Origin of the sequence: Paeniroseomonas aquatica, from assembly GCF_030409335.1 — a bacterium.
Taxonomy (GTDB): Bacteria; Pseudomonadota; Alphaproteobacteria; order Acetobacterales; family Acetobacteraceae; genus Belnapia; species Belnapia aquatica.
Genome location: NZ_JAUFPN010000069.1, coordinates 77,705 through 102,842, shown reverse-complemented (window position 1 = coordinate 102,842; position 25,138 = coordinate 77,705). Strand labels below are relative to the sequence as shown.

26 protein-coding genes, 1 tRNA gene and 1 pseudogene are annotated in these 25,138 nt (G+C 71.2%); 13 read left to right on the top strand and 15 right to left on the bottom strand.

Translation table 11 applies throughout. The features are described 5' to 3' along the window. A partial coding sequence (locus QWZ14_RS07835) for a hypothetical protein (protein WP_290316067.1) occupies positions 1-180 on the top strand: 180 nt, incomplete at its 5' end. Between the two features lie 41 nt (positions 181-221). Here QWZ14_RS07835 and QWZ14_RS07830 read toward each other — a convergent pair. Next, positions 222-1,649, bottom strand: a complete 1,428-nt coding sequence (locus tag QWZ14_RS07830; RefSeq protein WP_290316065.1) for an amidase — start codon at positions 1,647-1,649, stop codon at positions 222-224. After that, positions 1,646-1,852, bottom strand: coding sequence for a hypothetical protein (locus QWZ14_RS07825; protein ID WP_290316064.1), 207 nt, complete (start codon positions 1,850-1,852; stop codon positions 1,646-1,648). Before QWZ14_RS07825 ends, QWZ14_RS07830 begins: the two co-directional genes overlap by 4 nt. Before the next feature lie 114 nt (positions 1,853-1,966). On the opposite strand from QWZ14_RS07825, the gene QWZ14_RS07820 reads away from it, so the two are divergent. The 4 genes from QWZ14_RS07820 to QWZ14_RS07805 all read left to right on the top strand — a co-directional run bounded on the left by QWZ14_RS07820 (position 1,967) and on the right by QWZ14_RS07805 (position 5,566). After that, a complete protein-coding gene (locus QWZ14_RS07820; RefSeq protein WP_290316063.1) occupies positions 1,967-2,962 on the top strand; it encodes an NAD(P)-dependent oxidoreductase in 996 nt (331 codons plus the stop codon). Continuing rightward, positions 2,959-4,128, top strand: a complete 1,170-nt coding sequence (locus tag QWZ14_RS07815; RefSeq protein WP_290316062.1) for a mandelate racemase/muconate lactonizing enzyme family protein — start codon at positions 2,959-2,961, stop codon at positions 4,126-4,128. The genes QWZ14_RS07820 and QWZ14_RS07815 overlap by 4 nt, the downstream gene beginning before the upstream one ends. Beyond that, on the top strand, positions 4,125-5,261 hold the full coding sequence (locus tag QWZ14_RS07810) for a mandelate racemase/muconate lactonizing enzyme family protein (protein WP_290316061.1): 1,137 nt from the start codon (positions 4,125-4,127) through the stop codon (positions 5,259-5,261). Before QWZ14_RS07815 ends, QWZ14_RS07810 begins: the two co-directional genes overlap by 4 nt. A 92-nt stretch (positions 5,262-5,353) precedes the next feature. After that, on the top strand, positions 5,354-5,566 hold the full coding sequence (locus QWZ14_RS07805) for a PsiF family protein (RefSeq protein ID WP_290316060.1): 213 nt from the start codon (positions 5,354-5,356) through the stop codon (positions 5,564-5,566). Positions 5,567-5,570: 4 nt separating this feature from the next. Here the strand turns inward: QWZ14_RS07805 and QWZ14_RS07800 are convergent, their stop codons facing one another. The 9 genes from QWZ14_RS07800 to QWZ14_RS07760 form a co-directional block, all read right to left on the bottom strand. Then, a complete protein-coding gene (locus tag QWZ14_RS07800; protein ID WP_290316059.1) occupies positions 5,571-7,499 on the bottom strand; it encodes an AsmA family protein in 1,929 nt (642 codons plus the stop codon). 47 nt (positions 7,500-7,546) lie between these two features. Further along, positions 7,547-7,942 carry a carboxymuconolactone decarboxylase family protein gene (locus QWZ14_RS07795; RefSeq protein ID WP_290316058.1) on the bottom strand — a complete coding sequence of 132 codons (396 nt, stop codon included), beginning with the start codon at positions 7,940-7,942 and terminating at the stop codon, positions 7,547-7,549. Between the two features lie 14 nt (positions 7,943-7,956). Continuing rightward, the gene (locus tag QWZ14_RS07790; protein ID WP_290316057.1) at positions 7,957-9,285 is read right to left on the bottom strand and encodes an NAD(P)/FAD-dependent oxidoreductase; all 1,329 of its coding nucleotides are present in this window, start codon (positions 9,283-9,285) and stop codon (positions 7,957-7,959) included. A 186-nt stretch (positions 9,286-9,471) separates the two neighbouring features. After that, the gene (locus QWZ14_RS07785; protein ID WP_290316056.1) at positions 9,472-10,272 is read right to left on the bottom strand and encodes an ABC transporter permease; all 801 of its coding nucleotides are present in this window, start codon (positions 10,270-10,272) and stop codon (positions 9,472-9,474) included. Then, complete coding sequence (locus QWZ14_RS07780; protein ID WP_290316055.1) at positions 10,259-11,086, bottom strand: ABC transporter permease; 828 nt, start codon at positions 11,084-11,086, stop codon at positions 10,259-10,261. Before QWZ14_RS07780 ends, QWZ14_RS07785 begins: the two co-directional genes overlap by 14 nt. After that, positions 11,079-12,125, bottom strand: a complete 1,047-nt coding sequence (locus tag QWZ14_RS07775) for an ABC transporter ATP-binding protein (RefSeq protein ID WP_290316054.1) — start codon at positions 12,123-12,125, stop codon at positions 11,079-11,081. The genes QWZ14_RS07780 and QWZ14_RS07775 overlap by 8 nt, the downstream gene beginning before the upstream one ends. Next, on the bottom strand, positions 12,122-13,177 hold the full coding sequence (locus QWZ14_RS07770) for an ABC transporter substrate-binding protein (RefSeq protein ID WP_290316053.1): 1,056 nt from the start codon (positions 13,175-13,177) through the stop codon (positions 12,122-12,124). The genes QWZ14_RS07775 and QWZ14_RS07770 overlap by 4 nt, the downstream gene beginning before the upstream one ends. A 97-nt stretch (positions 13,178-13,274) precedes the next feature. Next, entirely contained in the window at positions 13,275-16,235 is a 2,961-nt protein-coding gene (locus QWZ14_RS07765; protein WP_290316052.1) for a bifunctional diguanylate cyclase/phosphodiesterase, read from the bottom strand. Between the two features lie 80 nt (positions 16,236-16,315). Then, positions 16,316-16,852 (bottom strand): outer membrane protein assembly factor BamE, encoded by a 537-nt coding sequence (locus QWZ14_RS07760; RefSeq protein WP_290316051.1) that lies wholly within the window; start codon positions 16,850-16,852, stop codon positions 16,316-16,318. Between the two features lie 243 nt (positions 16,853-17,095). Here QWZ14_RS07760 and QWZ14_RS07755 point away from each other — a divergent pair, with 243 nt between their 5' ends. From QWZ14_RS07755 to QWZ14_RS07720, 8 genes and pseudogenes are all read left to right on the top strand, one after another. Beyond that, positions 17,096-17,671, top strand: a complete 576-nt coding sequence (locus tag QWZ14_RS07755) for a ubiquinol-cytochrome C chaperone family protein (protein ID WP_290316050.1) — start codon at positions 17,096-17,098, stop codon at positions 17,669-17,671. Continuing rightward, positions 17,661-18,167, top strand: coding sequence for a YceD family protein (locus QWZ14_RS07750; protein WP_290316049.1), 507 nt, complete (start codon positions 17,661-17,663; stop codon positions 18,165-18,167). Before QWZ14_RS07755 ends, QWZ14_RS07750 begins: the two co-directional genes overlap by 11 nt. A 110-nt stretch (positions 18,168-18,277) precedes the next feature. Continuing rightward, positions 18,278-18,481 (top strand): 50S ribosomal protein L32, encoded by a 204-nt coding sequence (gene rpmF / locus QWZ14_RS07745; RefSeq protein ID WP_290316048.1) that lies wholly within the window; start codon positions 18,278-18,280, stop codon positions 18,479-18,481. 35 nt (positions 18,482-18,516) lie between these two features. Further along, complete coding sequence (plsX, locus tag QWZ14_RS07740) at positions 18,517-19,572, top strand: phosphate acyltransferase PlsX (protein ID WP_290316047.1); 1,056 nt, start codon at positions 18,517-18,519, stop codon at positions 19,570-19,572. 10 nt (positions 19,573-19,582) lie between these two features. Beyond that, positions 19,583-20,566 (top strand): beta-ketoacyl-ACP synthase III, encoded by a 984-nt coding sequence (locus QWZ14_RS07735; RefSeq protein WP_290316046.1) that lies wholly within the window; start codon positions 19,583-19,585, stop codon positions 20,564-20,566. 115 nt (positions 20,567-20,681) lie between these two features. Further along, on the top strand, positions 20,682-20,996 hold the full coding sequence (locus QWZ14_RS07730; protein WP_290316045.1) for an integration host factor subunit alpha: 315 nt from the start codon (positions 20,682-20,684) through the stop codon (positions 20,994-20,996). Further along, positions 20,993-21,286: pseudogene (locus QWZ14_RS07725) on the top strand (MerR family transcriptional regulator); the annotation flags it as partial. The gene QWZ14_RS07730 and the pseudogene QWZ14_RS07725, both read left to right, overlap by 4 nt. Positions 21,287-21,517: 231 nt before the next feature. Then, positions 21,518-21,594: transfer RNA gene (locus tag QWZ14_RS07720), tRNA-Pro, on the top strand. A 159-nt stretch (positions 21,595-21,753) separates the two neighbouring features. Here QWZ14_RS07720 and nrdR read toward each other — a convergent pair. From nrdR to QWZ14_RS07700, 4 genes are all read right to left on the bottom strand, one after another. Then, positions 21,754-22,206 carry a transcriptional regulator NrdR gene (gene nrdR, locus QWZ14_RS07715; protein WP_290316043.1) on the bottom strand — a complete coding sequence of 151 codons (453 nt, stop codon included), beginning with the start codon at positions 22,204-22,206 and terminating at the stop codon, positions 21,754-21,756. A 25-nt stretch (positions 22,207-22,231) separates the two neighbouring features. Next, positions 22,232-23,533, bottom strand: a complete 1,302-nt coding sequence (gene glyA, locus QWZ14_RS07710; protein ID WP_290316042.1) for a serine hydroxymethyltransferase — start codon at positions 23,531-23,533, stop codon at positions 22,232-22,234. Positions 23,534-23,537: 4 nt separating this feature from the next. Further along, a complete protein-coding gene (gene rpiB, locus QWZ14_RS07705) occupies positions 23,538-24,002 on the bottom strand; it encodes a ribose 5-phosphate isomerase B (protein WP_290316041.1) in 465 nt (154 codons plus the stop codon). A gap of 205 nt (positions 24,003-24,207) precedes the next feature. Beyond that, positions 24,208-25,104, bottom strand: coding sequence for a pirin family protein (locus tag QWZ14_RS07700; RefSeq protein WP_290316040.1), 897 nt, complete (start codon positions 25,102-25,104; stop codon positions 24,208-24,210). Positions 25,105-25,138 lie beyond the last annotated feature (34 nt).

Here is a 25,138-nt window from a genome sequence, read left to right as displayed (position 1 = left end):
GACTTCGCCTCGGGCACCGACCGCCTGAAGTTCATCGGCATCGGCAAGGCCGACATCCACACCACCGCCGCCACCGAGGGCGGCGTCGCCGGCCTCCTCGTCACCTACGACGCCCAGGGCGACAGCGTCTTCCTCGCCCATGTCAGCAAGATCGCCGCCGCCGACATGCTCTTCGCCTGAAGGACCCTCCCCGCGGCGCCGCCTGCGCCGCTGGGAGCGCGCTACAGCGCCGGGGCCCGGCGGTGCCAGTCGGTCTCCTGCTGGAAGGCGTCCGCCGCCCGCAGCACGGTCGCCTCGGCGAAGGGCCGGGCGGCCAGTTGCAGCCCGATCGGCAGGCCGCGCTCGTCGAAGCCGCAGGGCAGGCTGATCGTCGGCAGGCCGAGGAAGTTGAAGGGGCGGGTATTGGCCGAAACCGCCATGAAGCGCCCCCAGTTCTCCGGGTCCGCGTCGATGTCGGTCTCGGCCAGGGTCGGCACCCGGGTCTTCAGGGTTGGCGTCGCCACCACGTCGAAGCCGGTCAGCGTCTCCGCCACGAACTGCCGCAGCAGGGGGCCGCGCCGGGACAGCGCCTCCACGTAGAGATGCGCGGGGATGGCATAGCCCCCGTACAGCCGGCTGCTGAGGTGGATGGCGTAGTCCTGCGGCTGCTCGCGCATCCAGTTGGCATGGATCGCCGCGCCCTCGACCCGGCTGACCAGCGCGGTATAGGCGTTGATGGCCCGCATCGAGGCGGCCTTGACGCGCGTGATCACCGCGCCGCGGGCCGCGAGCGCCAGCAGCGCCGTCTCGAAGGCGGCGGCCACCGGCGCATCGGCGCCCTCGAGAAAGTAGGTTTCGCAGACCGCCACCCGCAGCCCGCGGATATCGCCGCTCAGCGCCGCCTCGTAATCCGGCACCGGCTCCCGCGCGCTGGTCGCATCGCCCGGGCAATGCCCGGCGGTCAGGGCGAGGAACCGTGCCGCGTCGCGTGCGGTGCGGACCAGCGGCCCGACGTTGTCGGCCGAGAAGGACAGCGGCATCACCCCGGTGCGCGGCACCCGCGTCTGGGTGGCCTTCAGCCCGGTCACGCCGCAGATCGTCGCCGGCAGCCGGATCGACCCGCCGGTATCGGAGCCCAGCGCGGCATAGAAGAACCGCGCCGCGACCCCCGCGCCGGAGCCGGAGGAGGAGCCGCCGGTGCAATAGGCGAGGTCCCAGGGATTGTGGCAGTCGCCGAAATGCGCATTGTGCCCGGTCGGGTTCTGCGCGAACTCCGCCATGTTCAGCGCGCCCATGTCGATGGCGCCGGCGGCATCCAGCCGCTGCAGCACCGTCGCCGTCTTCGGCGCCACGAAATCGCGGCGGATCTTCGAGCCGCAGGTGCTGACCTTGCCCGCGCGGTAGTACATGTCCTTGTGCATCATCGGCACGCCCGCGAGCGCACCCAGCGGCTTGCCCGCGGCCCGCGCCGCATCGGCCGCGCCTGCGGTTTCCAGCGCCGCATCGCGGTCCAGCCGGATCACGCTGTTCACCCCGGCATCGAAGGCATCGATCCGTGCCAGGCAGGCCTGGGTCAGGGCCGTCGCGGTGACCTCGCCGGCGGCGAAGGCATCCGCCGCCTCGGTCATCGAGAGCATCGCCAGGTCGCTGGTCGAGACGGGCGCGTTCATCGGGCGGGCTCCTGCAACTCGCGCAGCGCCGCCTCGAAGGTGCTGGGCTCGTCCTCGAAAACCATGGTCCCCCGCAGGGCCTCGAGCTCGGCGATCAGCGCCGCATGGTCGGCAAGGCCATGTCGGGCGGCGGCATTGGGCAGGGATACGCCGCTCCAGCGGCCAATCGCCTCCATGGTTGGCACCACGAGTTCCGGTTCCATCGTCTCTGCTCCCCGATCGGGCATTGGGCGCCACATCCTGGCTCCCTCCCGCCCGGGGTAGCAAGCGGCGTGCCCGGCGCGTAACCTCCCCTGAAATGATTTGGGAGGGCGGCCATGAAGGTGGCATTGACCGAGGCCATCGAGCCGGCCGGCATGGCGATCCTGCGCGACGCCGGCTGCGAGATCATCGAAGGGCCCGGCGGCGAGCAGAGCCCCGACCAGCTCCTTGCCCTCTGCCAAGAGGCCCATGCCGTCATCGTCCGCCAGAAGCTGCCCGGGGACCTCGCCGCCGCCTGCCCCTCGCTGCTGGTCGCGGCACGGCACGGCGTCGGCGTCGACCTCATCCCGGTCGAGAACTGCACCGCCCATGGCGTGCTGGTCACCAACGTGCCCGGCGCCAACGCCGATGCCGTCGCCGAATTCGTCGTGGCCCAGATGCTGGCCGCGGCCCGGCAGGTGCAGCGCATGGCCGCGGTCCATCTGATGGAGGGCTGGAAGCCCGGCCGTGCCCTGGCCGCGACCGCGACCGAACTGCGTGGCCGGACGCTGGGCATCGTCGGCGTCGGCGCCATCGGCACGCGTCTGGCCGAGATCGCGCATCACGGCTTCCGCATGCGCGTCCTCGGCTTCCAGCGGCGGCGGGAAGCGCTGCCGCCCTTCGTCGACTACGCCGCACTGGAGACGCTCTTCGCCGAGAGCGACTACCTCGCCCTCGCCTGCCCGCTGACCCCCGCGACCACCGGCCTCGCCTCCGCCGCGCTGATCGGCCGGATGAAGCCGACCGCCTGGCTCTGCAACGTCGCCCGCGGCGCGGTGGCGGACGAGGCCGCGCTGGTCGCGGCGCTGCGCGAGGGCCGCATCGGCGGCGCCGCGCTCGATGTCTATGCGCACCAGCCGCTGGCGGCCGGGCACCCGCTGCGGGACTTCCCGAACACGATCCTCTCCCCGCATGTCGCCGGCCTGTCGCGGGAATCCGCGGTGACCATGAGCAGCGTCGCCGCCGCCGAGGTGGTCCGCGTGCTGCGCGGCGAGCCGCCGCACCACCTCATCAACCCGGAGGCGGCTGCGGCCCATGCCGCCCGCCGCGCCAGCCTGGGGATGCACGCATGAAGATCACCAAGGTCCAGGCCACCTGGGTCCAGGTGCCGATCCCGCCCGAGCGACAGCACCTCTCGGATTTCGGCCGCCAGCCGAGCTTCGATTCCGTCATCGTGCGGATCGAGACCGACGCCGGCATCACCGGCTGGGGCGAGGCCAAGGCCGGCGTCGCCAGCACCGCCTCCTGCGGCGGCCTCGCCGCCATCATCAACCTCGACTTCGCGCCGCTGCTGCTGGGGCAGGACCCGCGCGACATCTCGCGGCTCTGGGACACGCTCTATTCCATGCCGCGCCAGGGATTCGCCATCGACCGCGGTCATGTCTTCCCCGCGCTCGGCCGCCGCGGGTTGTCGATCAGCGCCATCGCCGGCGTCGACCTCGCGCTCTGGGACATCCTCGGCAAGTCGCTGAACGCCCCGGTCTGGCGCCTGCTCGGCGGCCGCCGGGCCGCGCGCATGCCCGCCTATGCCTCCGGCGGCTGGGCCAGCGAAGACAAGATCGGGGAGCAGTTGCTCGGCTACATCGAGAAGGGCGGCTTCGGCGCGGTGAAGATGCGGGTGGGATCGATGGATGGCCCGGTCGCCCGCTCCGCCGCCCGGGTCCGCGCCGCTAGGCGCGCCCTCGGCCCCGAGGTCGGCCTCGCCGCCGACGCCCACGGCACCTGGACCGTCTCCGAGGCCAAGGCCTTCTGCCGCATGGTCGAGGATTGCGACCTGCTCTGGTTCGAGGAGCCGGTCAGCGCCGACGACAAGCAGGGCCAGGCCGAGGTCCGCCGCGGCAGCGCCGTGCCGATCAGCAGCGGCGAGAGCGAATTCACCCGGCACGACTTCCGCGAGCTAGCTGAACTGCGCGCCGCCGACGTGCTGCAGCCCGACCTCGCCATCGCCGGCGGCATCACCGAGGGGGTGCGGATCGGCGCCATTGCCAGCGCCTTCAACCTGCGCCTCGCGCCGCATCTCTGGTCCGGCGCCCCGGCCTTCGCCGCGGGCCTGCACCTGGCCGCCAGCCAGTCCGCCGGCTTCATCCTGGAATATTCGCTCGGCCACAACCCGATGCTGCACGACCTCATCGAGGAGCGCTTCCCGGTCGTGGGCGGCTTCGTCGAGATCCCGGACCGCCCCGGCCTCGGCATCACGGTGCGCGAGGATTTCCTCGCCCAGTACGGGAGGCACGCATGAAGATCACCGCCATCAAGGCCTATCCGACCAGCTTCCCCGTCCCGCCCGGCGGCGTCCGGCTTGGCATCGGGCAATCCGTGAAACGCGACTGCGTCATGGTGAAGGTGACGACCGAGGACGGCATCGTGGGCTGGGGCGAGAGCCACCACGGCCGTGCCCATACCGCCATCGCGAAGCTGATCGAGACCACGCTCACCCAGCTCATCCTGGGCATGGATGCGAGCGACACCACCGGCGTCTGGGCGCGGATCTACAAGTACCAGCTCGGCAGCCACGGCATGGGCGCGGCCTGCGCCATGGCGATGTCGGGCATCGACATGGCGCTCTGGGACATCAAGGGCAAGGCGGTCGGCTGGCCGCTGTGGAAGCTGCTCGGCGGCAGCCGCCGCCCCATCCCCGCCTATGCCGGCGGCGTCGCGCTGGGCTACCAGCCGCCCGCCGCGCTGATCGACGAGGCGCAGCCGCTGATCGAGGCCGGCTACCGCGCGGTGAAGCTCCGCATCGGCGATACCGTGCGCGACGACACCGCCCGGATGGAGGCCGTGCGCAATTCCTTCGGCGACGGGCTGGCGATCCTGACCGATGCCAATACCGGCTATACCATCGCCGACGTGCGTCGCGTCATGCCGGCCATGGATGCGCTCGACATCGGCTGGCTGGAAGAACCCTTCCCCGCGCACGACCACCACCACTACGCCCAGGCCGCCGGCTACGGCCGCACGCCGCTGGCCGCCGGGGAGAACCACTTCACCCGCTTCGAATTCACCCGCGTGCTGGAGGACCGGGCCATTACCATCTGGCAGCCCGACCTGTCCAAATGCGGCGGCATCACCGAGACGCTGCGCATCGCCGCCATGGCCAGCGCCTTCAAGATCCCGGTGAACCCGCATTCCTCGATGACCGGCGTCAACCAGGCCGCCTCGATCCACCTGCTCGCCGCCATCGAGAATGCCGGCTATTTCGAAGCCGATGTCTCCAGGGCCAACCTCTTCCGCGACGCACTTGGCAGCGAGCCCTGGCGGATCGGCGGCGACGGCATGGTGCTGCCGTTGGATGCGCCAGGGATCGGGGTGGAGGTGGATGAGGGCTTCCTCGTCGCGCATCCGGCCATCGAAGGCCCGGGCTACGTCTGACCCGGGCGCGGGGGGGAGACGACATCCATCGAGCCGGTTGATCGGAAACCCATCCGGTGGTTTCATTGCGATACCAAACCGGAGTCGCCGCCATGCGCTGGATCGCCCGCCTGCCCCTGCTCGCCCTGCTCCTGGCCCTGCCCGCCACCGCCGCCGAGCGGCGGGAGCCGAGCCCGGCCCAGCTGGCTCAGCAGGCCAAGATGCGGACCTGCGCCGCCCAGGCCCGCGGCCAGCAGCTGCGCGGCGCGCCGCGGCGGAATTTCATGAAAACCTGCCTCTCCGGCCGGGCGACGACCCCGGCCTGAGGGATCAGCCGCGGCGGCGGGTCAGCTGCTCGCAGTCGCTGTTCTCGCCGACGCCGAGCTGGATGGTCGGCAGCAGCGCCAGCGGCGGGAACAGCACCCCGAGCCCCACCGCCGCGCCGCCGCGCGCCGCGAGCTCCCCCACCTCGGGCAGGATGGAGGGATTCTTGAAGCTGCCGGTGATGGCGATGGGCGTCGGCAGGGAGCCGACGGAGAAACGCTTGCTGGAGGTCCGCAGCCGCCAGTCCAGCACCTCCCGCGCCATGTCGGCCGAGCCGCCGCCGTTGACCACGTAGTTCTCGGTATCCAGCAGCAGGCTGCGGGTCGTGAGCTGGCCGCGCCGCAGCGCGAAGTCGCCGATCAGGCACTCGATCTTCGTCCGTGCCGGAATCCCCAGCGCCGAAAGCAGCGCATTGCCGAACTGCAGCCCGGAGAGGTCGACCAGCAGCGAGGATAGCTCCCCACCCACCGTCACCAGGGTCAGCTCCCCGTCGCCATGCCCCAGCATGTCGGACAGCGACTTGCCCACCGCGTCGATCCGCCCGACCCCGCCGAGCGAGCCCGCCCCGCCGGCACCGGCCGCTTGCATCAGGCGGGAGATATCGACCCGCCGCAGCTCCAGCTCCCCCTTGGCCCGCAGCGCGCCATTCTCCTGCGGCGTCAGCAGGAATTCGCCGCCCAGCCGGCCCTGGCCGATGCCGAATTGGACGGGGTGCAGCCGGATGGTGCCGTCCTCGATGTCCAGCGTCACCTGCATGCTGTCAAAGGGCATGCCCTGGCCAATGATGGAAGCGGCGCTGTAGCGCAGGTGGATATCGGCCGCCCGCAACCGCGGCACGCTGATCGGCGAGGTCGGCAGCAGGCGCGGGCTCGCCACGGCCCGGGCCAGGGCCTGACGCTGCTGCGCCGTCTGCCCCGGCGTATTCGCCCGGCCCGGCGTCCCGCCGATGAAGCCGCCGAGATCGGCCAGATCCACCCGCTTCGAACTCACATCCGCATCCAGCACCGGCCGCTCCCGCGAGGGGGTGATGCTGAAGCGCCCGGCGATATCGCTGCGGCCGAGCCGCCCGTCGACATCGGTGAAGCGGAAGGCGCCCTCGCCATAGTCGAGCTTGCCGGTCACCCGGTAGGGCGGCGTCGCCGGGATCGCCACGCCGACCAGCGGCGCCAGCAGCGCCATGTCCGGCCCGGCGAAATCCAGCCGCAGATCGGCCCCTTTCAGCGCCACCGGGTCCTGCAAGGTGCCCTGCAGCGAGACCCGCGTCGGTCCGTTCGCCAGGGTCAGCTGCACCGGCCAGGGCGTCTCGTCATCGCGCAGGTTGAGGATGGCGCCGCCGCGCAGGTCGGCGGTGATGGGCTGGGCGGCGTAGGTGCCGCGCGCCTTGGCGACGATCCGCGCGGGTTCGCCTGCCGGATCCTCGGTCGCCGCCTCGATGCGGAAGTCGGCCCTCAGCTTGGCGATCGCGACATGGGCCTGGCCACCGGTGATCCGCAGCGCGCCAATCTTCGGCCCCGGCGTCGCCGCCTCGGCCACCGTCTCGCGCGGGCCGCCGAAATCGAAGGTGTAATTATCCTTGCCGTCGGCGCGGCCGATCACCTCGAAGACCGGCTGGTCCAGCGTGACCACGGGAATGGCGACGGAGCGGTCGCGCAGCCAGCCGGCGACATCGAAATCCAGGCTGGCCCGGGGGATGGCGGCAAAGGGCGGCGCATCCTCGAAGCCATCCGGGTTGCCGATGCGCAACCCTTCGGCGGTGATGCTGGTCACCTTGCCCAACTTCACGTGCAGATGCTCGATCGTCACCGGCCGGCCGAGCCGGGCGGTCGCCTGCGCCTCGACGATCGGAATCAGCCAGTCCCAGCGGAACAGCAGCACCAGCACCACGATGGCCAGCAGCGGCAGCCCCAACCCCAAAGCCCATCGCCGCCCACGCATCCGCATTCGCCTCCCTGGCTTGCAGAGCGCGACGGGGAGCGAATGGTTCAGCCCCTTTCGGCGACGATGGCCTCACAATGCTCCATCACCTCGCGGCCCGTCAGGTTCCAGACCGTGATGCCGCCGACCATCAGGCATTGCACCAGCCCCTCCGCCAGCTCCGGCAGGGTCAGGCCGAGCCGGATGGCATTGGCCGCATGCGCCTTGGCGCCGCGGGTCTGCCCGACCAGCACATCGAGCAGGGCGAAGATCAGCTCCTTGGTCTTGAGATCGAGCGCGCCGCCATCCTCCTGCCCGCGCATGAGGGAGGCGCGCATCAACCCATAGCCGGCGAAGGCGCCGGGGGCGTGGCGGATCAGCGGCTGGAAGCTGTCGGGCACGCCGCCATGCGTCGCTTCGAAGCTGGCGATGCCGGCCTCCAGCGCCGCCCTGGTGATGTCCATGGGGCTTTCCCCGGTCATGCCGCGCGACGGTCCAGCCAGTCGCGGAAGCGGTACCAATTGCCGACGATCGGCAGCATCCAGGGCGTGCCGGTGTAGAAGGCGCGGGTCGGGAAGTCCCGCCCGTCGAAGACCGGCAGGCGGTTGGTCCCGCCCAGCAGCTTCTTGCCGACCTCCGCGCCGAGGTAGGAGAGCATCGCCACGCCGGAGCCGTTGCAGCCCATGGCGTAGTGCAGCCCCTTCGGCGTGACGCCCATGTGCGGCAGCGCGTCGAAGGCGAAGGCGACGTTGCCGGTCCAGGCATGGGTGACGCGCACGCCCTTCAGCTGCGGCCAGCGCGCCAGCATCATCTCCCGCAAAATGGGCGCCGAGACCTCGGGCGAGACCTGGGTGAAGCGGGCGCGGCCGCCGAACAGCACCCGCGTCCCATCCGGCGACATCCGGTAGTAGGACAGGATGCGGCGGCTGTCGGCCAAGGTTCGCCGCTTCGGGATCAGGCTCGCGGCCAGCGCCGGGTCCAGCACCTCCGTCGCGATGATATGCGAGGCGACCGGGATCAGCCGGCGCTTCAGGTCCGGCGTCAACCCGCCGGTATAGCCGTTGGTGGCGATCACCACGTCCTTGGCCTCGATCGGCCCCTTGGTCGTCTCGACCCGCCAGCCCTCGGCGATGCGGGTCAGCTTGCCCGCGCGGCAGGTGCCGATCAGCGTCGCGCCATGCTTCCGCGCCGCGGCCGTCAGCCCGCGGTGATAGAGCGCCGGATGAATCTTGCCGGTGCGGTTCACCACCATCCCGCCATGGTAGTAGTCGGAGGCGATCTCCTCCCGCTGCCGGTCGCGTGGCACCATGTGGGCATCGGCATCGGCCAGCTCGTTCAGCACCTCCGCCTTGGCCGCCATCCCGTCATAGTGCTTCGGCGTCCAGGCGCCGACGAAGCGGCCGGTGCGCTCGTAGTGGCAGTCGATGGCTTCGCGGGCGATCAGCCCCTCGATGTGGTTCAGCCCGGCCAGGCCATCCGCCATGATGGCGCGCATCTCGGCCTTGGCCTCCTCCACCCCCTGCCGCCCCTTGGCGCCCGAGAGCCCCTTGCCGACGTTGTTGCCGCCGGAGACGCCGCCGCCATTGCGGGTGGAAGCGCCGAAGCCCAGCGGCTCCGCATCCAGCACCACCGCATGGGCACCGCCGCGGCCGAGCTCGATGGCGCAGTTGAGACCCGTGAGGCCGCCACCGACGATCACCACATCAGCGCGGGCCGGCAGCTCCTGCGGCAGGTCGTCGCCCATGGTGATGTCGTCCCACCAGTAGGGCGCGGCCTTGAAGTCGGGATGGAAGACGGTGGGGTCCATGGGCTTCCCTTGGTCCTGGAAATTGTCGGTACCGACGAAACAGGAAAGGCCGGGGAGGAAGTATCCTCCCCGGACCCCTCCTCTATTTCTCTGAGTCCGGCACCTGCCGCGCGGCAGGTGCCGGACTCACAAAAAGGAAAGGTGGGGCTTGGGGAGGGAATACCTTTCCCTCCCCAACCTTCCTGCTCACCGCGAGATTGTCGTCGCAAGCGCCCCACGCCCGAACAGCGCGGTCAGCCCGAGGCAGACCCCGACCAGCAAGATCTGCAGCACGGAGACCGCGGCGATGGTCGGGTCCACCTCCATCATGATGTTGTCGAACATCTTCTTCGGCAGCGTCATCGAGGCGCCGGAGAGGAACATCGCCAGCACCAGCTCATCGAAGGAGCTGACGAAGGCGAGGAAGGCGGCCGAGACCAGGCTCGGCCGCAGCTGCGGCAAGGTGATGCGCCAGACCGCGATGAACCAGCTGGCGCCCAGACCGGCGGCCGCCTGCTCCTGCGCCTCATCGAAGGTCCGCAGCCCGGCGCTGGTCAGGATGACGACGAAGGGCAGCGCGAGGACGGTATGCGCGACCGCCACGCCATACCATGCGCCGATGAGCTGCAGCCGGCTGAAGACGCCATAGAGCGCGATCGAGAGGATGATCGTCGGCACGATGATCGGCGCCGCCGCCAGCCGGTCCAGCGCCCGCACCCAGCGCCGGCGCGAGCGCACCAGCGCGAAGGACAGCGGCACGCCGAGCCCCATCGCCAGCACGGTGCAGAGGCTGGCCGCCTGCACGCTGCGGATGGTCGCATCGATCCAGCCGGGGTCGTTCAGGTAGCGCTGGTACCATTGCCAGGAGAACCCCGGCGGCGGGAATTGCAGGTAGGCGGCCGAGGAGATGGAGATCGGGAAGACCACCAGCAGCGGCAGCATGAGAAAGGCGAAGACGATGCCGACGAAGACCGTCAGCATCGCTTGTCCCGCGCTACGGCGTCGCAAGATGCGACTTCCCGCCGAAGCGCCCGACCAGCGCATAGATCCCCAAGGTCACCGCCAGCAGCACCGCGGACAGCGCCGCGGCGAAGGGCCAGTCGAGGAATTCGCGCACCTGCTGCTCGATCAGCATCGAGATCATGATGACCCGCCCGCCCCCCAGCAGCGCCGGGGTGATGAAGAAGCCGAGCGAGAGCACGAAGACCAGCGCGCAGCCGGCCGAGACCCCCGGCAGCGACAGCGGCAGGGTGATGCGGGTGAAGGCCCGCCAGGCCGGCGCGCCCAGCCCCTCCGCCGCGCGGCCGAGGTCCGGGTCCACCCGCAGCAGCGCCGCATAGATGGGGAAGACCATATAGGGCAGCAGCACATGCACCATGCCGATCAGCACCCCCGAGGTATTGTACAGCAGCATGACCGGCGCATCGATCAGCCCCCAGTCCCGCAGCATCCGGTTCATCACGCCATTGCGCCCGAGCAGCACCATCCAGGCATAGGTGCGCACCAGCACGCTGGTCCAGAACGGCAGCAGCAGGGCGAACAGCCCGAGCGCCAGCCCGAGCCGCCCGGCCCGCGAGAGCCAGAGCGCCACCGGATAGGCGAGAACCAGGCAGATGCCGGTCACCACCGAGGCGATGCGCAGGCTGTCCGCCAGCACCGAGACATAGAGCCCGTCGAGCGCCGCCTTCTCGAAATACTCAAGGCTGCCGCCCTCGACCGACATCGCCAGCAGCCGCAGCACCGGGAAGGCAAACAGCCCGAGCAGCAACACCAGCGCCGGCAGCGCCAGCAGCAGCAACAGGCGCTCACGCGCGTCAGCCACGCGGGACGACATGCACATCCTCCGCCGCGAAGCCGAGGGCGACGGTCGCCCCCTCCCCGGCCGGCGGCGGCGTCGAGGGCCGCAAGGGCACCCGCGCCAGCACCTCCGGCCCACCCTCCACCCGGATCCGCAGCTTGGCGGAGAGCCCGAGGAAGATCGTCTCCACCACCCGCCCGGTCGCCCGGCAATCGAGGCCTGCCGCCTTGGCATCGAGGCGCAGGGCCTCCGGCCGCAGCAGCAGGGTCGCCGGCCCCGGCGGGCAGGCCACCGGCACCGGGCCGAAGCCCGGCACCGCCACCGCATCGCCGCGCGCCTCGCCCTCCAGCAGGTTGGACTCGCCGAGGAAGTCGGCCACGAACCGGGTCGCCGGCCGGGCATAGACCTCGGCCGGGGCGCCGACCTGGTCCAGCCTGCCGTGGTTCATCACCGCGATCCGGTCGGACATCACCAGCGCCTCCTCCTGGTCATGGGTGATGAAGAGCGTGGTCAGGCCGAGCCGGCGCTGCAGCCGCCGGACCTCGAGCTGCAGCCCCTCCCGCAGCTTGCGGTCGAGCGCACCGAAGGGCTCGTCTAGCAGCAGCAGCCGCGGGCCGAAGACCACGGCGCGGGCGAGTGCCACCCGCTGCTGCTGCCCGCCCGAGAGCTGCCGCGGCAGCCGCCCGGACAGCGCGCCGAGTTCGACCAGCGCCAGCGCCTCCGTGACGCGCTTGGCGATCTCCGGCTTCGGCCGCCGCCGCATCTCGAGCGGGAAGGCGACGTTCTGCGCGACGGTCAGATGCGGGAACAGCGCGTAATTCTGGAAGACCATCCCGACATCGCGCTGTCGCGGCGACACCTCGGTCACATCCTCCTCGCCGAGCCGGACCCGCCCCGCATCCGGCGCCTCGAAGCCGGCGACGACCTTCAGCAGCGTGGTCTTGCCCGAGCCGGAAGGGCCGAGGATGGTAAGGAACTCCCCCTCCGCCAGATCGAGGTCGACGCCGCCGAGCGCCGTGGTCGCGCCGAAGCGCTTGACGATCCCCTGGACCGAAAGCCTCAACGCCGGAGCATCCAGCGATTCCAGCGCTCCTGCGCCTTCGCGCCGTTCTCCGTCCACCAGGCGACATCGAGCCAGAATTGCTTCTCGAGGTTGCCCGGCGCCGCCGGCAGCAGCGGCCGCACCTCCTCCGGCACGAAATCCATCGTCGCCGGGTTGAAGCCGGCATAGGAGAGCTCGGTCGCATAGACCGCCTGCAGCCGCGGATTGGTCATCACCTGGATGAACTGCTGGCCCCAATAGGCCTGGCGGGTGCCGCGCGGGATGCCGAAGACGCTGCTCTTCAGGCTGCCCTCGGCGAATTCGGTGGCGACGGTGGCGCCCGACTTTGTCAGCTCGAAGAAGCGGCCGTTCCAGCCGGTGGCCAGCACCACCTCCTTGTCCACCAGCAGCTGCGCCGGCTGCGCACCCGTGGTCCACCAGACCACGATATGCGGGCGGATCTCGTCCAGCTTGCGGAAGGCGCGGTCCATGTCGAGCGGATAGAGCCTGTCCTTCGGCACCCCATCCGCCAGCAGCGCGAATTCCAGGTTGTCGACCGGGTGGTTGCGCAGCGAGCGTGGCCCGGGGAAGCGCTTCACGTCCCAGAACTGCGCCCAGCCCTTGGGCTGGCTGCCGTTCGGGAAGACATCCGTCCGGAACCCCAGCGCCGTGGAATAGGCCGAGGAGACATAGACATGGCTGTCGATCGCCGCCGCCGGGTAGCCGCTGCGGTCGATGATGCTGGCATCCAGCGGCTCCACCAGGTTCATCTGCTTCACCCGGGTCGCGTCCTGGCCGCCGATCTCGGTCACCGTCCATTCCGGATTGCCGCTCTCGACCATGGCGCGGAGCTTGCCGAAGTCGACCGGGGAGGTATCGACCACCCGGATGCCGTGGAGCTTCTCGAATTCGGCGAAATAGGTCCGGCGGAAGATATTGGCCATGGCCCCGCCCGAGGCATTCACCACGATGCGGTCCGGCTTGGCCCGGGCCGGCTGGCCCAGGGCCGGGGCTGCCAGGGCAAGACCTGCCGAGCCCAGGAGCATGCTGCGCCGGCGTGGATGGTTCGTCATGGCAAGGACCCCTCGATTCCGGCGGCAGCTTGCGACAGCACGCCGGGCTTGAGAAGGCGGCAGGCCGGATCGCCGCCCGGCGGGCGCGCCCCGGGCCTCAGCCCGCCGCCTGGACCATGCCGGGCTGTTCCGCCGCCTGCAGCGCATGGCAGATCGCCGGCACCGCGCCGGCCGGCACCGGCCGGCTGAACAGGTGGCCCTGCGCCTCGGTGCAGAGGCCGTCCCGCAGCAGGGCGAGCTGGCCTTCCGTCTCCACCCCTTCCGCCGTCGTCGCCATGCCGAGCTGGCGGCAGAGCTCCGTCACCGCGCGGATGATGACATCGCAGTCGCCCCCCTGGCCCAGGCCCTCGATGAAGGAGCGGTCGATCTTGACATTGTCGAAGGGAAAGCGCCGGAGGTAGCCGAGCGAGGAATAGCCCGTGCCGAAGTCGTCCATGGCGATGCCGACGCCGAGGCCGCGCAACGCATGCAGCGTCTCCAGCGTGCCCTCGGTATCCTCCATCATCACCGTCTCGGTGATCTCCAGCTCCAGGCGGTGCGGCGGCAGGCCGGAATGCTGCAGCGCATGCGCCACCTCCTGCACCAGCCTGCGGTTGCCGAACTGCACCGGCGAGAGGTTGACCGCCACCTTGATCCCGGCGTCCCAGGCCATCGCATCGGCGCAGGCCCGCCGCAGCGCCCATGCGCCGATCGGCACGATCAGCCCGGTGGTCTCGGCCAGGGCGACGAACTCCGCCGGCGGCACCACCCCGCGGGTCGGGTGGTTCCAGCGCAGCAGTGCCTCGAAGCCGCAGATCCGGCGGGATCGCAGGGTCACCATCGGCTGGTAGTGCAGGTCGAACTCGCCGCGAAGGAGCGCCTGGCGCAGGTCCATCTCCAGCGCCCGCCGCGCCTGCATGAGCGCATCCATGCCGGGCTCGAAGCAGCGATGGCGGCCGCGCCCGTCCGCCTTGGCGCGATACAGCGCCAGGTCGGCGCGCTTCAGGATCTGGGCGGGGTCGCAGCCGTCGCCCGGGACCAGGGCGATGCCGACGCTGCTGCCGATGACCACCTGATGCCCCTCGAGGTCGAAGGGCTCGGCCAGCGCCGCGATCAGCCGGGTGGCCAGGGCGGCCGGGTCCTGCGGCGCCTCGAGGCAGGTCTGCACTACGGCGAATTCATCACCGCCGAGCCGTGCCACCGTATCCGTCTCCCGCACCAGCGCCCGGAGGCGCCGGGTCACCGCCCGCAGCAGCGCATCGCCGACCGGATGCCCCAGCGTGTCGTTCACCGCCTTGAAATGGTCGAGGTCGAGGCACAGCACGGCGCAGGCCTCGCCCCGCCGGCTGCGGGCGATGGCCTGGCCCAGGCGCTTCTGGAACAGCAGGCGGTTCGGCAGGCCGGTCAGCGCGTCGTGATGCGCCATGTGGGCGATCTTCGCCTCGGCCTGCTGCCGCTCGGTGATGTCCTCGGCCGTCACCAGCCAGCCGTTGTCGTCGTCGAGCGGCCGGAAGCTGAGGGCGAAGGACCGGCCATCGGCCATCTCCCGGATCTCGGCCGCCGGCTGCCGCCGCGCTTTCAGCCGCCGGATGAGGCGGGCGAGCCCGGCCGCATCGCCGCGGGCCAGGCCGGCGTCGCGCCGTGCCAGGGCCAGCAGGCCGGCGAGGCTGCGGCCCGGCTCCAGCGCGGCGGCCGGCAGCGCAAACATCCCGGCCAGGCGGGCATTGGCCACCACCAGCCGGTCCGCCGCGTCGAACATGCAGAGCGCCTGCGACATATTGGCCAGGGCCGCGCCGAAGCGCAGGTGCTGCAGCCGCGCCTCGGCGGCGGCCCGCATCCGCTCCTCCGACAGGGCGAGCGCGGTCTCCGCCTGGCCGCGGGCCGCCCGCGCCTCGCGCATCGCCGCCTCGGCCTCGGCCAGCTGCCGCTGGCTGCGGAACTGGCGCAGCATCAGCAGGCCGATCGCCGCCACCACCAGCTCGAACAGCAGGGCGGCGCCGACGAGGTAGCGGGCCAGGTTGCGCCATTCCGCCAGCACCGCCTCGGTGGCGGCGGTGACGGTGACCACCAGGGGGTAGCGGGAGAGCCGGTGCGCCGCGATCAGCCGATCCTGCCCGTCGGCCTGGCTGACCTGCCGCACCAGCGCATGCCGCGCCCCGCTCGCCTCGAGCTGGCGGAAGACCCCGGCCTGGGCGAAGGAGCGCCCGATGCTGGCATCGAGGTGCGGCTGTCGTGCCAGCAGGGTGCCGTCCTGCCGGAGCAGCGCGATGGAGGCCGTCGGATCGGGCAGCACCGAGGCGTAGAGGCGCTCGAAGTAGGCGAGCTCGACGGCGCCGAGAAGGAGGCCGAGGAATTCGCCATCGGCCGCGCTGACCCGGCGGGCGAGGTAGATGGTCCAGGTCCCGGTGCCGCGGTTCGGGACCGGCGCGCTGATGTAGCTGAGCCGGCCGGGATCCGCCTTCAGCGCCTGGAAGTAGTCCCGGTCGGCGACGTTGACCGGCGGGATCGGCCAGTAGCGGGAGAAGTTCACGAGCTGGCCGTCGGCATCGATGGCGGTGACGGCATCGAGCTGCGGCAGGCCGTGGGCCCGGTTCCGCAGCCGGTGGTGGGTCGCCTCGCCCGCCATCAGCCGGCGGAAGTCGTCCGGCGTGCCGAGGCCCTGCGACCGCAGGCTCTCGTGCAGGGAGGTCTGCAGCTGCTCGACCGCCTCGAAGGAGCGCTCGGCATGACCCGCCAGGATCAGGGCCGTGGCGCTGAGGTGGCGGCTGCTGTCCTGCAGCGTTCGGGCCCGGAGGTGGGCGAGCAGCAGGCCGGTGGCCGCCGCGGCGGCAAGGCCCAGCACGATCCCGCAGATCAGCAGCAGCCGCCCGGGCCGGCCCCTCCGGGGCGGGGCGCCGGGTCGCCTCGGCCCGGGGAGGGCCTGCGCCGCCGGGCTCTGCCGTCCCCGCGGGCGGCCCGGCGGGCGGCCCCGCGGGCGGCCATCCGGGCGGCCCGGGTCCTCGCCGGCGCGGCGCAGGGTCATGGCGGCGGCCCCGGCGCCGCTGCCCGCGGCGGGGGAGGTGATCGCAGCGGCGCTCATCGGTCCGTCCCTTGGTCAGGCGGGCCGCAAAAAAGAGGATAAGCGCTAAGTTTCCGTTACCAGGCGGCCCCCGCCTGCGGTCAGCGGCCGGTGCCGGCCCCGGGCGCCCCCGGGCTGGTCGGGATCGAGGCGCCGGGCCCGATCCGGCCGACGTTGCCGAACAGGGCCTGCAGCAGGGTCCGGTCGTTGCCCGGGGTCGGCGTCTCCCGCGCCACGACGGCGACCGGCCTGCCATCCTCATCGCCCAGCGTGCGGACCCGGGTCACCACGCCGCGCGGGTCGAATTCCACCACGACCGTCTGCTGGTCGGTCACCGACAATTCCCGGCCCGGGCGGGTGCGGGTGCGGCTGCTGATGTAGTACCAGACCGGGTCGCCGAAGGTGCTGGACTGGGTCGGCGAGCCCAACAGGGCCTGGACATCCGTCCGGGTCTGCACCCCCGGGGTGATTTCCTTCAGCTGGTCCTCGGTCAGGCGGTTGCCGCGCTGGATGACCGGGGCGTCGAAGACGCTGCAGCCGGCCAGCAGCAGCAGCCCGCCGGCCAGGGCCAGGCCAAGCCGGCGATCCGCCGGGCGCCATGCGCTGGACTCGTTGACCGGACGGCAAGGGCGATCCATGTCTCTGGTCCCATCGTGAATACCGCCCCGGCATGGTGCCGCCGGCGGAGCCTGGTGGAGCGTCGGCGATCCTCCCGCGCCCGGGGCCCGTGGCCCCTGGGTGCGGAACGGGCGCACATCACCGGCGCGAATGCCATCATGCCACGGCACGGTCAACCGCGCCGCGGGATGCCCTGCCTTCCGGCGGCCCTGACCGGGCTGCCGGTCGGCGCCGCCGACACAGCTTCTAAGGACACCCCGACCATGGGCCTGCTCGCCCTGTTCCGCCGCAAGCCGCATGAGCGTACCGGCTTCGAACTCTACGGCAAGGCCGTCGCCGCGGCGCGCGACCCCTGGTTCTTCGGCCCCCTGGCGGTGCCGGACACGCTGGATGGCCGCTTCGACCTGGTCGGGCTGCATGTCGCCCTGCTCATCCGCCGGCTGCGCCAGGACCCCGACCCGCGGGGCGCGGCGGTCGCCCAGGCGGTCTTCGATGCCATGTTCGCCGACATGGACATCAACCTCCGGGAGATGGGGGTCAGCGACCTGGCCGTCGGCAAGCGGGTGCGGCGGATGTGGGAGGCCTTCCACGGCCGCTGCCTCGCCTACGAGACCGCGCTCGACGCCGGGGACCAGGCCGCGCTGGCCACGGCGCTGGACCGCAACGTCTGGCGGGCCGAAGCCGCCGCCGCCGCCTCCCCCGCCGCCGCACAGGCCTTGGCCCGGCATGTCGTGGCCGCGGCGGAAGCCCTGGCCGCCCTGCGCTTCGCCGCGCTGCTGCGGGGCGAGGCGCCGTTTCCCGCCACCCCTGCCGCCCCGGACGCCAGCCATGCCGCCTGAACTGACCCTTCCCGAATTCCACCGCCCGGTGCCGCTGGGCACCGTCGGCCAGGCCGGCCGGCGCCTCGCGCTGGAGGCGACGCCTGAGGAATGCGCCGCCCTGGCCGGGCGACTCGGCATCCTCGACCTCGCCAGCCTGACCGCCTCCCTGCAATTGCTGCCGGAGGAGGGCGGCAGCGTCCGGGTCGAGGGCCGCCTGGTCGCCCGGCTGACCCAGGCCTGCGTGGTCAGCCTCGATCCGGTCGGGCAGGCCGTGGACGAGGAGATCGCCTTCCGCCTGCTGCCCCCCGGGCGCGAGCCGCAGGATGGGCCCGACGACATCGACGAGATCGAGAGCCCGGACGGCATCGCCGACCTGGGCGAGGCGCTGGCGGAGCTGCTGGCCCTGGCGCTCGACCCCTACCCCCGCGCCCCGGCGGCGGAGCTGCCGGCCGAGGCGGGCGGCGCCGTCACCGGCGGCTTCGCGGCGCTCGCCGCGCTGCGCCGCAAGGGCTGAGGGAATTCCCCGGCGCGCCCGCAAGGCCGCCTTGCGCCTGGGGGGGGGTGGTGCTACAGCCCCGCCCTCCCGTTGAACCGCCTCGTGTGTTGTAAGAAAGGCTCGGCGCCATGGCCGTCCCGAAGAAAAAAGTTTCGCCCTCCCGCGCAGGCATGCGTCGCAGCCATCAGGCCCTGACCAAGATGGCCCATGCGGAATGCTCCAATTGCGGCGAGCTGAAGCGCCCCCACCACGTCTGCTCGGCCTGCGGGCACTACGACGGCCGTGAGGTCGTGCCGGCCGGCGACGCGCTGAAGGCCGCCATCCGCAACTGAGCCAAAGTCGGCATCCAGGCGGAGCACCGCAGATCGTGTCGCAGAACCTGGCGGCGCCCGCCTTCGCCCTGGCGATCGACGCCATGGGCGGGGACAATGCCCCGCACATCGTCCTCGACGGGATGGAACTGGCGGCCGAACGCCATCCGCAGGCGCGTTTCCTGCTGGTGGGCGACGAGGCGCGGGTCGGCTCCATGCTGGCCAGGCGCCCGCGTGCCGCCAAGGCCTGCATGCTGCGCCATGCCAAGGACGTCATCTCGGCGGAGATGAAGCCGACCGCGGCGCTGCGCCAGGGACGGCAGAGCTCGATGCGGATCGCCATCGACGCGGTCGCCAACGGGGAGGCTTCGGGCGTGGTCTCGGCCGGCAACACCGGGGCGCTCATGGCGCTGGCCAAGATCGTGGTGAAGACCCTGCCCGAGATCGACCGGCCGGCGCTCGCCGCCATCGCCCCCTCGGCGCGCGGCGACGTCGTCATGCTCGACCTCGGCGCCAACATCCAGTGCGATGCCCGCAACCTCGTCGAATTCGCCGTCATGGGCGACAGCTTCGCCCGCGCCGTGCTCGGCCTCAGCGCCCCGACCTTCGGCCTGCTGAACGTCGGCTCCGAGGAGCTGAAGGGCGACGACCGGGTGCGCGCCGCCGCCGAGGTCCTGCGCGAGAGCCATATCGGCGCCAATTTCCACGGCTTCATCGAGGGCCATGACATCGCCGCCGGCACCGTGGACGTCGTGGTGACAGACGGCTTCACCGGCAATGTCGCGCTCAAGACCGGCGAAGGTGCCCTGAAGCTGATGCGCGACCTACTGCGGCAGGTCTTCACCAGCAGCGTGCCGGCCCGGATGGGCTACCTGCTGGCCCGCCCGGCGCTCGACCGGCTGCGCGAATGGATGGACCCCCGCCGCTACAACGGCGCCATCCTGCTCGGCCTCAACGGCGTGGTGGTGAAGAGCCACGGCGGCACCGATGCCACCGGCTTCGCCCATGCGGTCGATGTCGCCATGGACATGGTGACGCACCGCTTCAACGACCGTATCCGCGAGGGCCTGGCCCTGCTCTCCAAGCCGGTCACCGCACCGGCGCCCCCCTGAGGCACGACCGATGGCGATGATGCGAAGCCTGATCGCCGGATGCGGCGGCTACCTGCCGGAACGCTGCGTGCCGAATGCGGCGCTGGCCGCCGAATTCGGCATCGAGACCTCCGACGAATGGATCGTCGAGCGCACCGGCATCCGCCAGCGCCATATCGCCGCACCCGGCGAGACCGCCTCCGCCATGGGCAGCGCCGCCGCCCGCCAGGCGCTGGAGCGCGCCGGAATCGAGGTTTCGGCGGTCGATGCCATCATCGTCGCGACCGCGACGCCGGACAGCGCCTTCCCGGCCACCGCCGTCCGCATCCAGCAGCAGCTCGGCATCACCCGGGGCTTCGCCTTCGACATCGCCGCCGCCTGCACCGGCTTCGTCTATGCCCTCAGCGTCGCCGACGCGATGATCCGCACCGGCCAGGCCCGCTGCGCCCTGGTGATCGGCACCGAGGTCTTCTCCCGCATCCTCGACTGGACCGACCGCGGCACCTGCGTGCTGTTCGGCGACGGCGCCGGCGCCGTGGTGGTGACCGCCGGCGAGGGCGAGGGCAAATCCACCGACCGCGGCATCCTCTCCACCCATCTCCATTCCGATGGCCGGCACGGCGACATCCTGCTGGTCGACGGCGGCGCCGGCTCCACCGGCGGCACCGGCCTGCTGCGGATGGCCGGCAAGGAGGTCTTCCGCCACGCCGTCTCCAAGCTGGCGGCGGTGGTCGACGAGGCGCTGGCGGCCAATGGCCTCGGCCATGGCGACATCCGCTGGCTGGTGCCGCACCAGGCGAACCTGCGCATCATCGAGGCCATGGGCCGGAAGCTGAACCTGCCGCGCGAGCGCGTGGTGGTGACGGTCGGCCAGCATGCCAATACCTCGGCCGCCTCCATCCCGCTCGCCCTGGCGGATGCCGCCGGTCGCGGCATGATCGAGCGGGGCGACCTCGTGGCGCTCGAGGCGATCGGCGGCGGCCTGACCTGGGGTGCCGCCCTGGTCCGCTTCTGAGCGGGGAGTGCGACTTAAGAGCAACGCTGTGGCAGTTTCGCCTCGCCGCGGTTGACGCCTGTGGTCAATATGGGTTTCCTAACAAGCAGAATGGCTTGCAGGAACCAGCTGCCGTATGAACACGCTCACGCGCGCGAACCTGGCTGAGGCGATCTACACGGAAGTCGGCTTGTCCCGGAATGAATCCGCCGCGCTGCTCGAATCGGTGCTTGAACGGGTCGCCGCGGCCCTGCAGGCGGGCGAGGCGGTGAAGATTTCCGCCTTCGGGACCTTCATGGTCCGGCAGAAGGGCCAGCGCGTCGGGCGCAACCCGAAGACCGGGGTGGAGGTGCCGATCCTGCCCCGCAAGGTCCTGTCCTTCCGCCCGTCCCAGGTCCTCAAGGCCCGCATCAACGGGCAATCCATGCCCGATGGGGATCACGCTGCATGAGCGAGTCTCCGCCCGCCCGCCTCCGCAAGGCTGCCACCGCCTTCCGCACCATCAGCGAGGTGGCCGACGACCTGCACATCCCGCAGCACGTGCTGCGCTTCTGGGAGACGAAATTCCCCCAGCTCAAGCCGCTGAAGCGCGGCGGCGGCCGGCGCTACTACCGGCCCGAGGACATCGGCCTGCTCCGCCGCATCTCCGACCTGCTGTACACCCAGGGCTACACCATCAAGGGGGTGCAGAGGCTGCTGCGCGACGGCGGGCTGGGCGAGGCCGAGATGCCCGCCCCGGAGCCGCCCGAGGGCGGCCCCGACAGCCTGCGCGCCATCCTCGAGGATCTCGAGGACCTCGCGGCGGAGATGCACGCCCTGGCCAGCCGGTAGGCCGGCGCGACCCGGGAACGCCGCCCCGGCGGCGCCGACTCCATCCACCGCGGTGCCCCGGCCGGCCTCGGCACGCGACCAGGCAACAATGGGCCGCAGGGGCTAGGCGGCGGGCCCCCAGGGTGCTATCCCGCGCGGCGACGGATCGTAGCGCAGCCTGGTAGCGCACTTGTCTGGGGGACAAGGGGTCGTGGGTTCGAATCCCGCCGGTCCGACCATCCTTCCCATCATGTGCCGAAAAATCGCAGGTGAGCTTGGCCCGGCCAAGTGCTTCAGGGCCGGATCGCCGTGTCCGGCATCACCCTGCCCCGCCCGCGTCACCGCGGTGCCATCCTTAGCGAAGCGCCCTGTTATCGTGGCCCTGCGGCGGGCGGCGGCTACTTGCCGTCGAGCTCGCCGAGGAAGGCGCGGAAGTCCTTCGCCTCGCGGAAATTGCGGTAGACGCTGGCGAAGCGGACATAGGCCACTTGGTCCACCTCCTTCAGCGTCTCCATGACGATCTCGCCGATCTGGCGGGAGGAGACCTCGGCCTCCGCCTCCATCTCGAGGCGCCGCTGGATGCCGTTGACGATCCGCTCGACCCGATCCTCGTCGATCGGCCGCTTGCGCAGCGCCACGCGGATGGACCGCGCCAGCTTCTCCCGGTCGAAGGGTGCCCGCCGGCCATCGGTCTTCAGCACCGTCAGCTCGCGGAGCTGCACCCGCTCGAAGGTGGTGAAGCGGCTGCCGCAGGCGGGGCAGGACCGCCGCCGGCGGATCGCCGCGGCATCCTCCGCCGGGCGGCTGTCCTTCACCTGGGTGTCCTCACTGCCGCAATAGGGGCACTTCATGCCGCGTGCCCTTTCCGGAGCAGCCTTACTGGTAGATCGGGAAGCGCTGGCAGAGCGCGAGCACGCGCGCCTTCACGGATTCCTCGACCGCGGTATTGGCGGCCACGTCGTTGGCGCTGGCAAGCCCATCCAGCACCTCGCCGATCAGCTTGCCGACCTCGCGGAACTCCGCCTCGCCGAAGCCGCGCGTGGTGCCGGCCGGGGTGCCGAGCCGCACGCCGGAGGTGACCATCGGCTTCTCCGGATCGAAGGGAATCGCATTCTTGTTGCAGGTGAGATGCGCCCGGTTCAGCCCGCCCTCAGCCAGCTTGCCGGTCAGCTTCTTCGGCCTGAGGTCGACCAGCACCAGGTGGTTCTCGGTGCCGCCGGTGACGAGGTCGAGGCCCTGGGCCTTCAGCTCCTCGGCCAATGCCACGGCATTGCCGACCACGGCGCGGGAATAGGCGCGGAATTCCGGCTTCAGCGCCTCGCCGAAGGCGACCGCCTTGGCGGCGATGACATGCATCAGCGGCCCGCCCTGCAGCCCGGGGAAGACGGCGCTGTTGAACTTCTTGGCCAGCGCCTCGTCGTTCGTGAGGATCATGCCGCCGCGCGGGCCCCGCAGGGTCTTGTGCGTGGTGGTCGTCGCCACATGCGCGTGCGGGAAGGGCGACGGATGCGCGCCGCCCGCCACCAGCCCGGCGAAATGCGCCATGTCCACCATGAACCAGGCGCCGATCTCATCGGCGATCGCCCGGAACTCCGCGAAGTCCCAATGCCGCGCATAGGCGGAGCCGCCGGCGATGATCAGCTTGGGCCTGGATTCCAGCGCGATCCGCCGGACCTCCGCCATGTCGATCCGCTGGTCCTCGCGCCGCACCGTATAGGGCACCGGCTTGAACCACTTGCCCGACAGGTTCGCCGGCGAGCCATGCGTCAGATGCCCGCCCGCGGCGAGGTCGAGGCCCATGAAGGCATCGCCCGGCTGCAGCAGCGCCAGGAAGACCGCCTGGTTGGCCTGTGCCCCCGAATGCGGCTGCACATTGGCGAAGCCGCAGTCGAACAGCTTGGTGGCCCGGGCGATCGCCAGGTTCTCGGCGATGTCGACGTATTCGCAGCCGCCGTAGTACCGGCGCCCCGAATAGCCTTCGGCATACTTGTTGGTCAGCACCGACCCCTGGGCTTCCATCACGGCGCGGGAGACGATGTTCTCCGAGGCGATCAGCTCGATCCCGTCCTGCTGCCGGCCAAGCTCCAGGCCGATGGCCTCGGCGAGCTCGGGATCGGCCTCGGCGACGGAGGCGCTGAAGAAGCGGGCGGGGCTGCGGTAGGCGGTTGTCTCGTTCATGGCGTCACCCGTTTGCAGGAATGGCATCTGGTGCCAGCTTGGCGAGGCGCCGGGCATGGCGGCCGCCTTCGAACTCGGTCTCCAGGAAGGCCCGCAGCGCATCGATCGCCACCTCGGGCCCGATCAGCCGGGCGCCGAAGGCCGCTACATTGGCATCATTGTGCGCCCTGGTAAGCCTCGCCTCGGTGGTCGAATGCAGCACCGCGGCGCGAATCCCGCCATGGCGGTTGGCGGCGATCGACATGCCGATGCCGGTGCCGCAGACCAGCACGCCGAAGCGCGCCCGGCCGTCCTGCACCGCGGCACAGACCTCATGCGCGAAATCGGGGTAGTCGACGCTGGCGGTCGCATTGGTGCCGAAATCCAGCAGCGGATGGCCGGCCTCGGCCAGGGCCTGCTGGAGGATGGTTTTCAGCGGCAGGCCGGCATGGTCGCCGCCGATCGCAATGGGGAAGGGTGCGTCGGACATGGGGCATCCCTATCACGCAGTGGTGGCCGGCGCGAAGGCCGGTGGCGCAATCCCGGCATGCAGGAAGGAAGGTTAGGGAGGAAAAAGCATTTCCTCCCCAAGCCCCACCTTTGCTTTCTGTGAGTCCAGGCTTCGCCGCGCGGCAAGTGCTAACTCCCAGAAATAGATGAGGGGCTTGGGGAGAATACCTTCTCCCCAACCTTCCTTATTTCGGCCCAATCCGCACCTTCTCCGGCAACGGAATGAACTCCACCGCATCGCTCGGCACCTTGGCGAACCGCCCCGCCTGCCAATCCGCCTTGGCCTGCTCGATCCGCTCGCGCGAGGAGCTGACGAAGTTCCAGAAGACATGCCGCGGCCCGTCCATGGCCGCGCCGCCCAGCAGCAGCAGACGCGCCCCCTGCGGCCCGGCCTTGAGCGCGAGCGAGGAGCGCGGGTGGAAGACCAGCATCCGCCCCGCCCCATGCGTCTCCCCGCCGGAGGTCACCTCGCCCTCCAGCACATAGGCGGCGCGTTCCTCGTGCTGGTCCGGCATCGGCACCGAGGCGCCCGGCGCCAGCACCGCATCGGCGTAGAACAGCGGGGAGGAGACGGCGACCGGCGCCTGCATGCCCCAGCCCTCCCCGGCGATCAGCCGCAGCGCCAGCCCGCCCTCCTCGGCGAAGGGCAGGCTCGCCGCGGCGTGGTGGGCGAAGTCGGGCGCCGTCTCCTCGGCCGACTTGGGCAGTGCCACCCAGGACTGGATGCCCGCCAGGCTGCGCCGCGCCTGCCGGCTCTCGGCGCTGCTGCGCTCGGAATGGGTGATGCCCCGCCCCGCCGTCATCCAGTTGACGTCGCCCGGCAGGATCGGCTGGTCCGAGCCGAGGCTGTCGCGGTGCTGGATCGAGCCCTCGAACAGGTAGGTCACGGTCGAGAGCCCGATGTGCGGATGCGGCCGCACGTCGAGCCCGGCACCGGCCAGGAATTCGCCCGGCCCCATCTGGTCGAAGAAGATGAAGGGCCCGACCATCTGCCGCTGCTGGGCCGGCAGGGCGCGCCGTACCTCGAAGCCGCCCACGTCATGGGCGCGCGGCAGGATCACCAGGGATACGTCGTCAGACATGGTCGATGCTCCGCTCTGTTCGGGCGGACCATAG

What these genes read in the sequence shown, in the direction of transcription:
- QWZ14_RS07830 (WP_290316065.1), bottom strand. Translation starts at nt 1,649, where the DNA reads ATGAACGCGCCCGTCTCGACCAGCGACCTGGCGATGCTCTCGATGACC.
- QWZ14_RS07825 (WP_290316064.1), bottom strand. Translation starts at nt 1,852, where the DNA reads ATGGAACCGGAACTCGTGGTGCCAACCATGGAGGCGATTGGCCGCTGG.
- QWZ14_RS07820 (WP_290316063.1), top strand. Translation starts at nt 1,967, where the DNA reads ATGAAGGTGGCATTGACCGAGGCCATCGAGCCGGCCGGCATGGCGATC.
- QWZ14_RS07815 (WP_290316062.1), top strand. Translation starts at nt 2,959, where the DNA reads ATGAAGATCACCAAGGTCCAGGCCACCTGGGTCCAGGTGCCGATCCCG.
- QWZ14_RS07810 (WP_290316061.1), top strand. Translation starts at nt 4,125, where the DNA reads ATGAAGATCACCGCCATCAAGGCCTATCCGACCAGCTTCCCCGTCCCG.
- QWZ14_RS07805 (WP_290316060.1), top strand. Translation starts at nt 5,354, where the DNA reads ATGCGCTGGATCGCCCGCCTGCCCCTGCTCGCCCTGCTCCTGGCCCTG.
- QWZ14_RS07800 (WP_290316059.1), bottom strand. Translation starts at nt 7,499, where the DNA reads ATGCGTGGGCGGCGATGGGCTTTGGGGTTGGGGCTGCCGCTGCTGGCC.
- QWZ14_RS07795 (WP_290316058.1), bottom strand. Translation starts at nt 7,942, where the DNA reads ATGGACATCACCAGGGCGGCGCTGGAGGCCGGCATCGCCAGCTTCGAA.
- QWZ14_RS07790 (WP_290316057.1), bottom strand. Translation starts at nt 9,285, where the DNA reads ATGGACCCCACCGTCTTCCATCCCGACTTCAAGGCCGCGCCCTACTGG.
- QWZ14_RS07770 (WP_290316053.1), bottom strand. Translation starts at nt 13,177, where the DNA reads ATGACGAACCATCCACGCCGGCGCAGCATGCTCCTGGGCTCGGCAGGT.
- QWZ14_RS07765 (WP_290316052.1), bottom strand. Translation starts at nt 16,235, where the DNA reads ATGAGCGCCGCTGCGATCACCTCCCCCGCCGCGGGCAGCGGCGCCGGG.
- QWZ14_RS07760 (WP_290316051.1), bottom strand. Translation starts at nt 16,852, where the DNA reads ATGGATCGCCCTTGCCGTCCGGTCAACGAGTCCAGCGCATGGCGCCCG.
- QWZ14_RS07755 (WP_290316050.1), top strand. Translation starts at nt 17,096, where the DNA reads ATGGGCCTGCTCGCCCTGTTCCGCCGCAAGCCGCATGAGCGTACCGGC.
- QWZ14_RS07750 (WP_290316049.1), top strand. Translation starts at nt 17,661, where the DNA reads ATGCCGCCTGAACTGACCCTTCCCGAATTCCACCGCCCGGTGCCGCTG.
- rpmF (WP_290316048.1), top strand. Translation starts at nt 18,278, where the DNA reads ATGGCCGTCCCGAAGAAAAAAGTTTCGCCCTCCCGCGCAGGCATGCGT.
- QWZ14_RS07735 (WP_290316046.1), top strand. Translation starts at nt 19,583, where the DNA reads ATGGCGATGATGCGAAGCCTGATCGCCGGATGCGGCGGCTACCTGCCG.
- QWZ14_RS07730 (WP_290316045.1), top strand. Translation starts at nt 20,682, where the DNA reads ATGAACACGCTCACGCGCGCGAACCTGGCTGAGGCGATCTACACGGAA.
- nrdR (WP_290316043.1), bottom strand. Translation starts at nt 22,206, where the DNA reads ATGAAGTGCCCCTATTGCGGCAGTGAGGACACCCAGGTGAAGGACAGC.
- glyA (WP_290316042.1), bottom strand. Translation starts at nt 23,533, where the DNA reads ATGAACGAGACAACCGCCTACCGCAGCCCCGCCCGCTTCTTCAGCGCC.
- rpiB (WP_290316041.1), bottom strand. Translation starts at nt 24,002, where the DNA reads ATGTCCGACGCACCCTTCCCCATTGCGATCGGCGGCGACCATGCCGGC.
- QWZ14_RS07700 (WP_290316040.1), bottom strand. Translation starts at nt 25,104, where the DNA reads ATGTCTGACGACGTATCCCTGGTGATCCTGCCGCGCGCCCATGACGTG.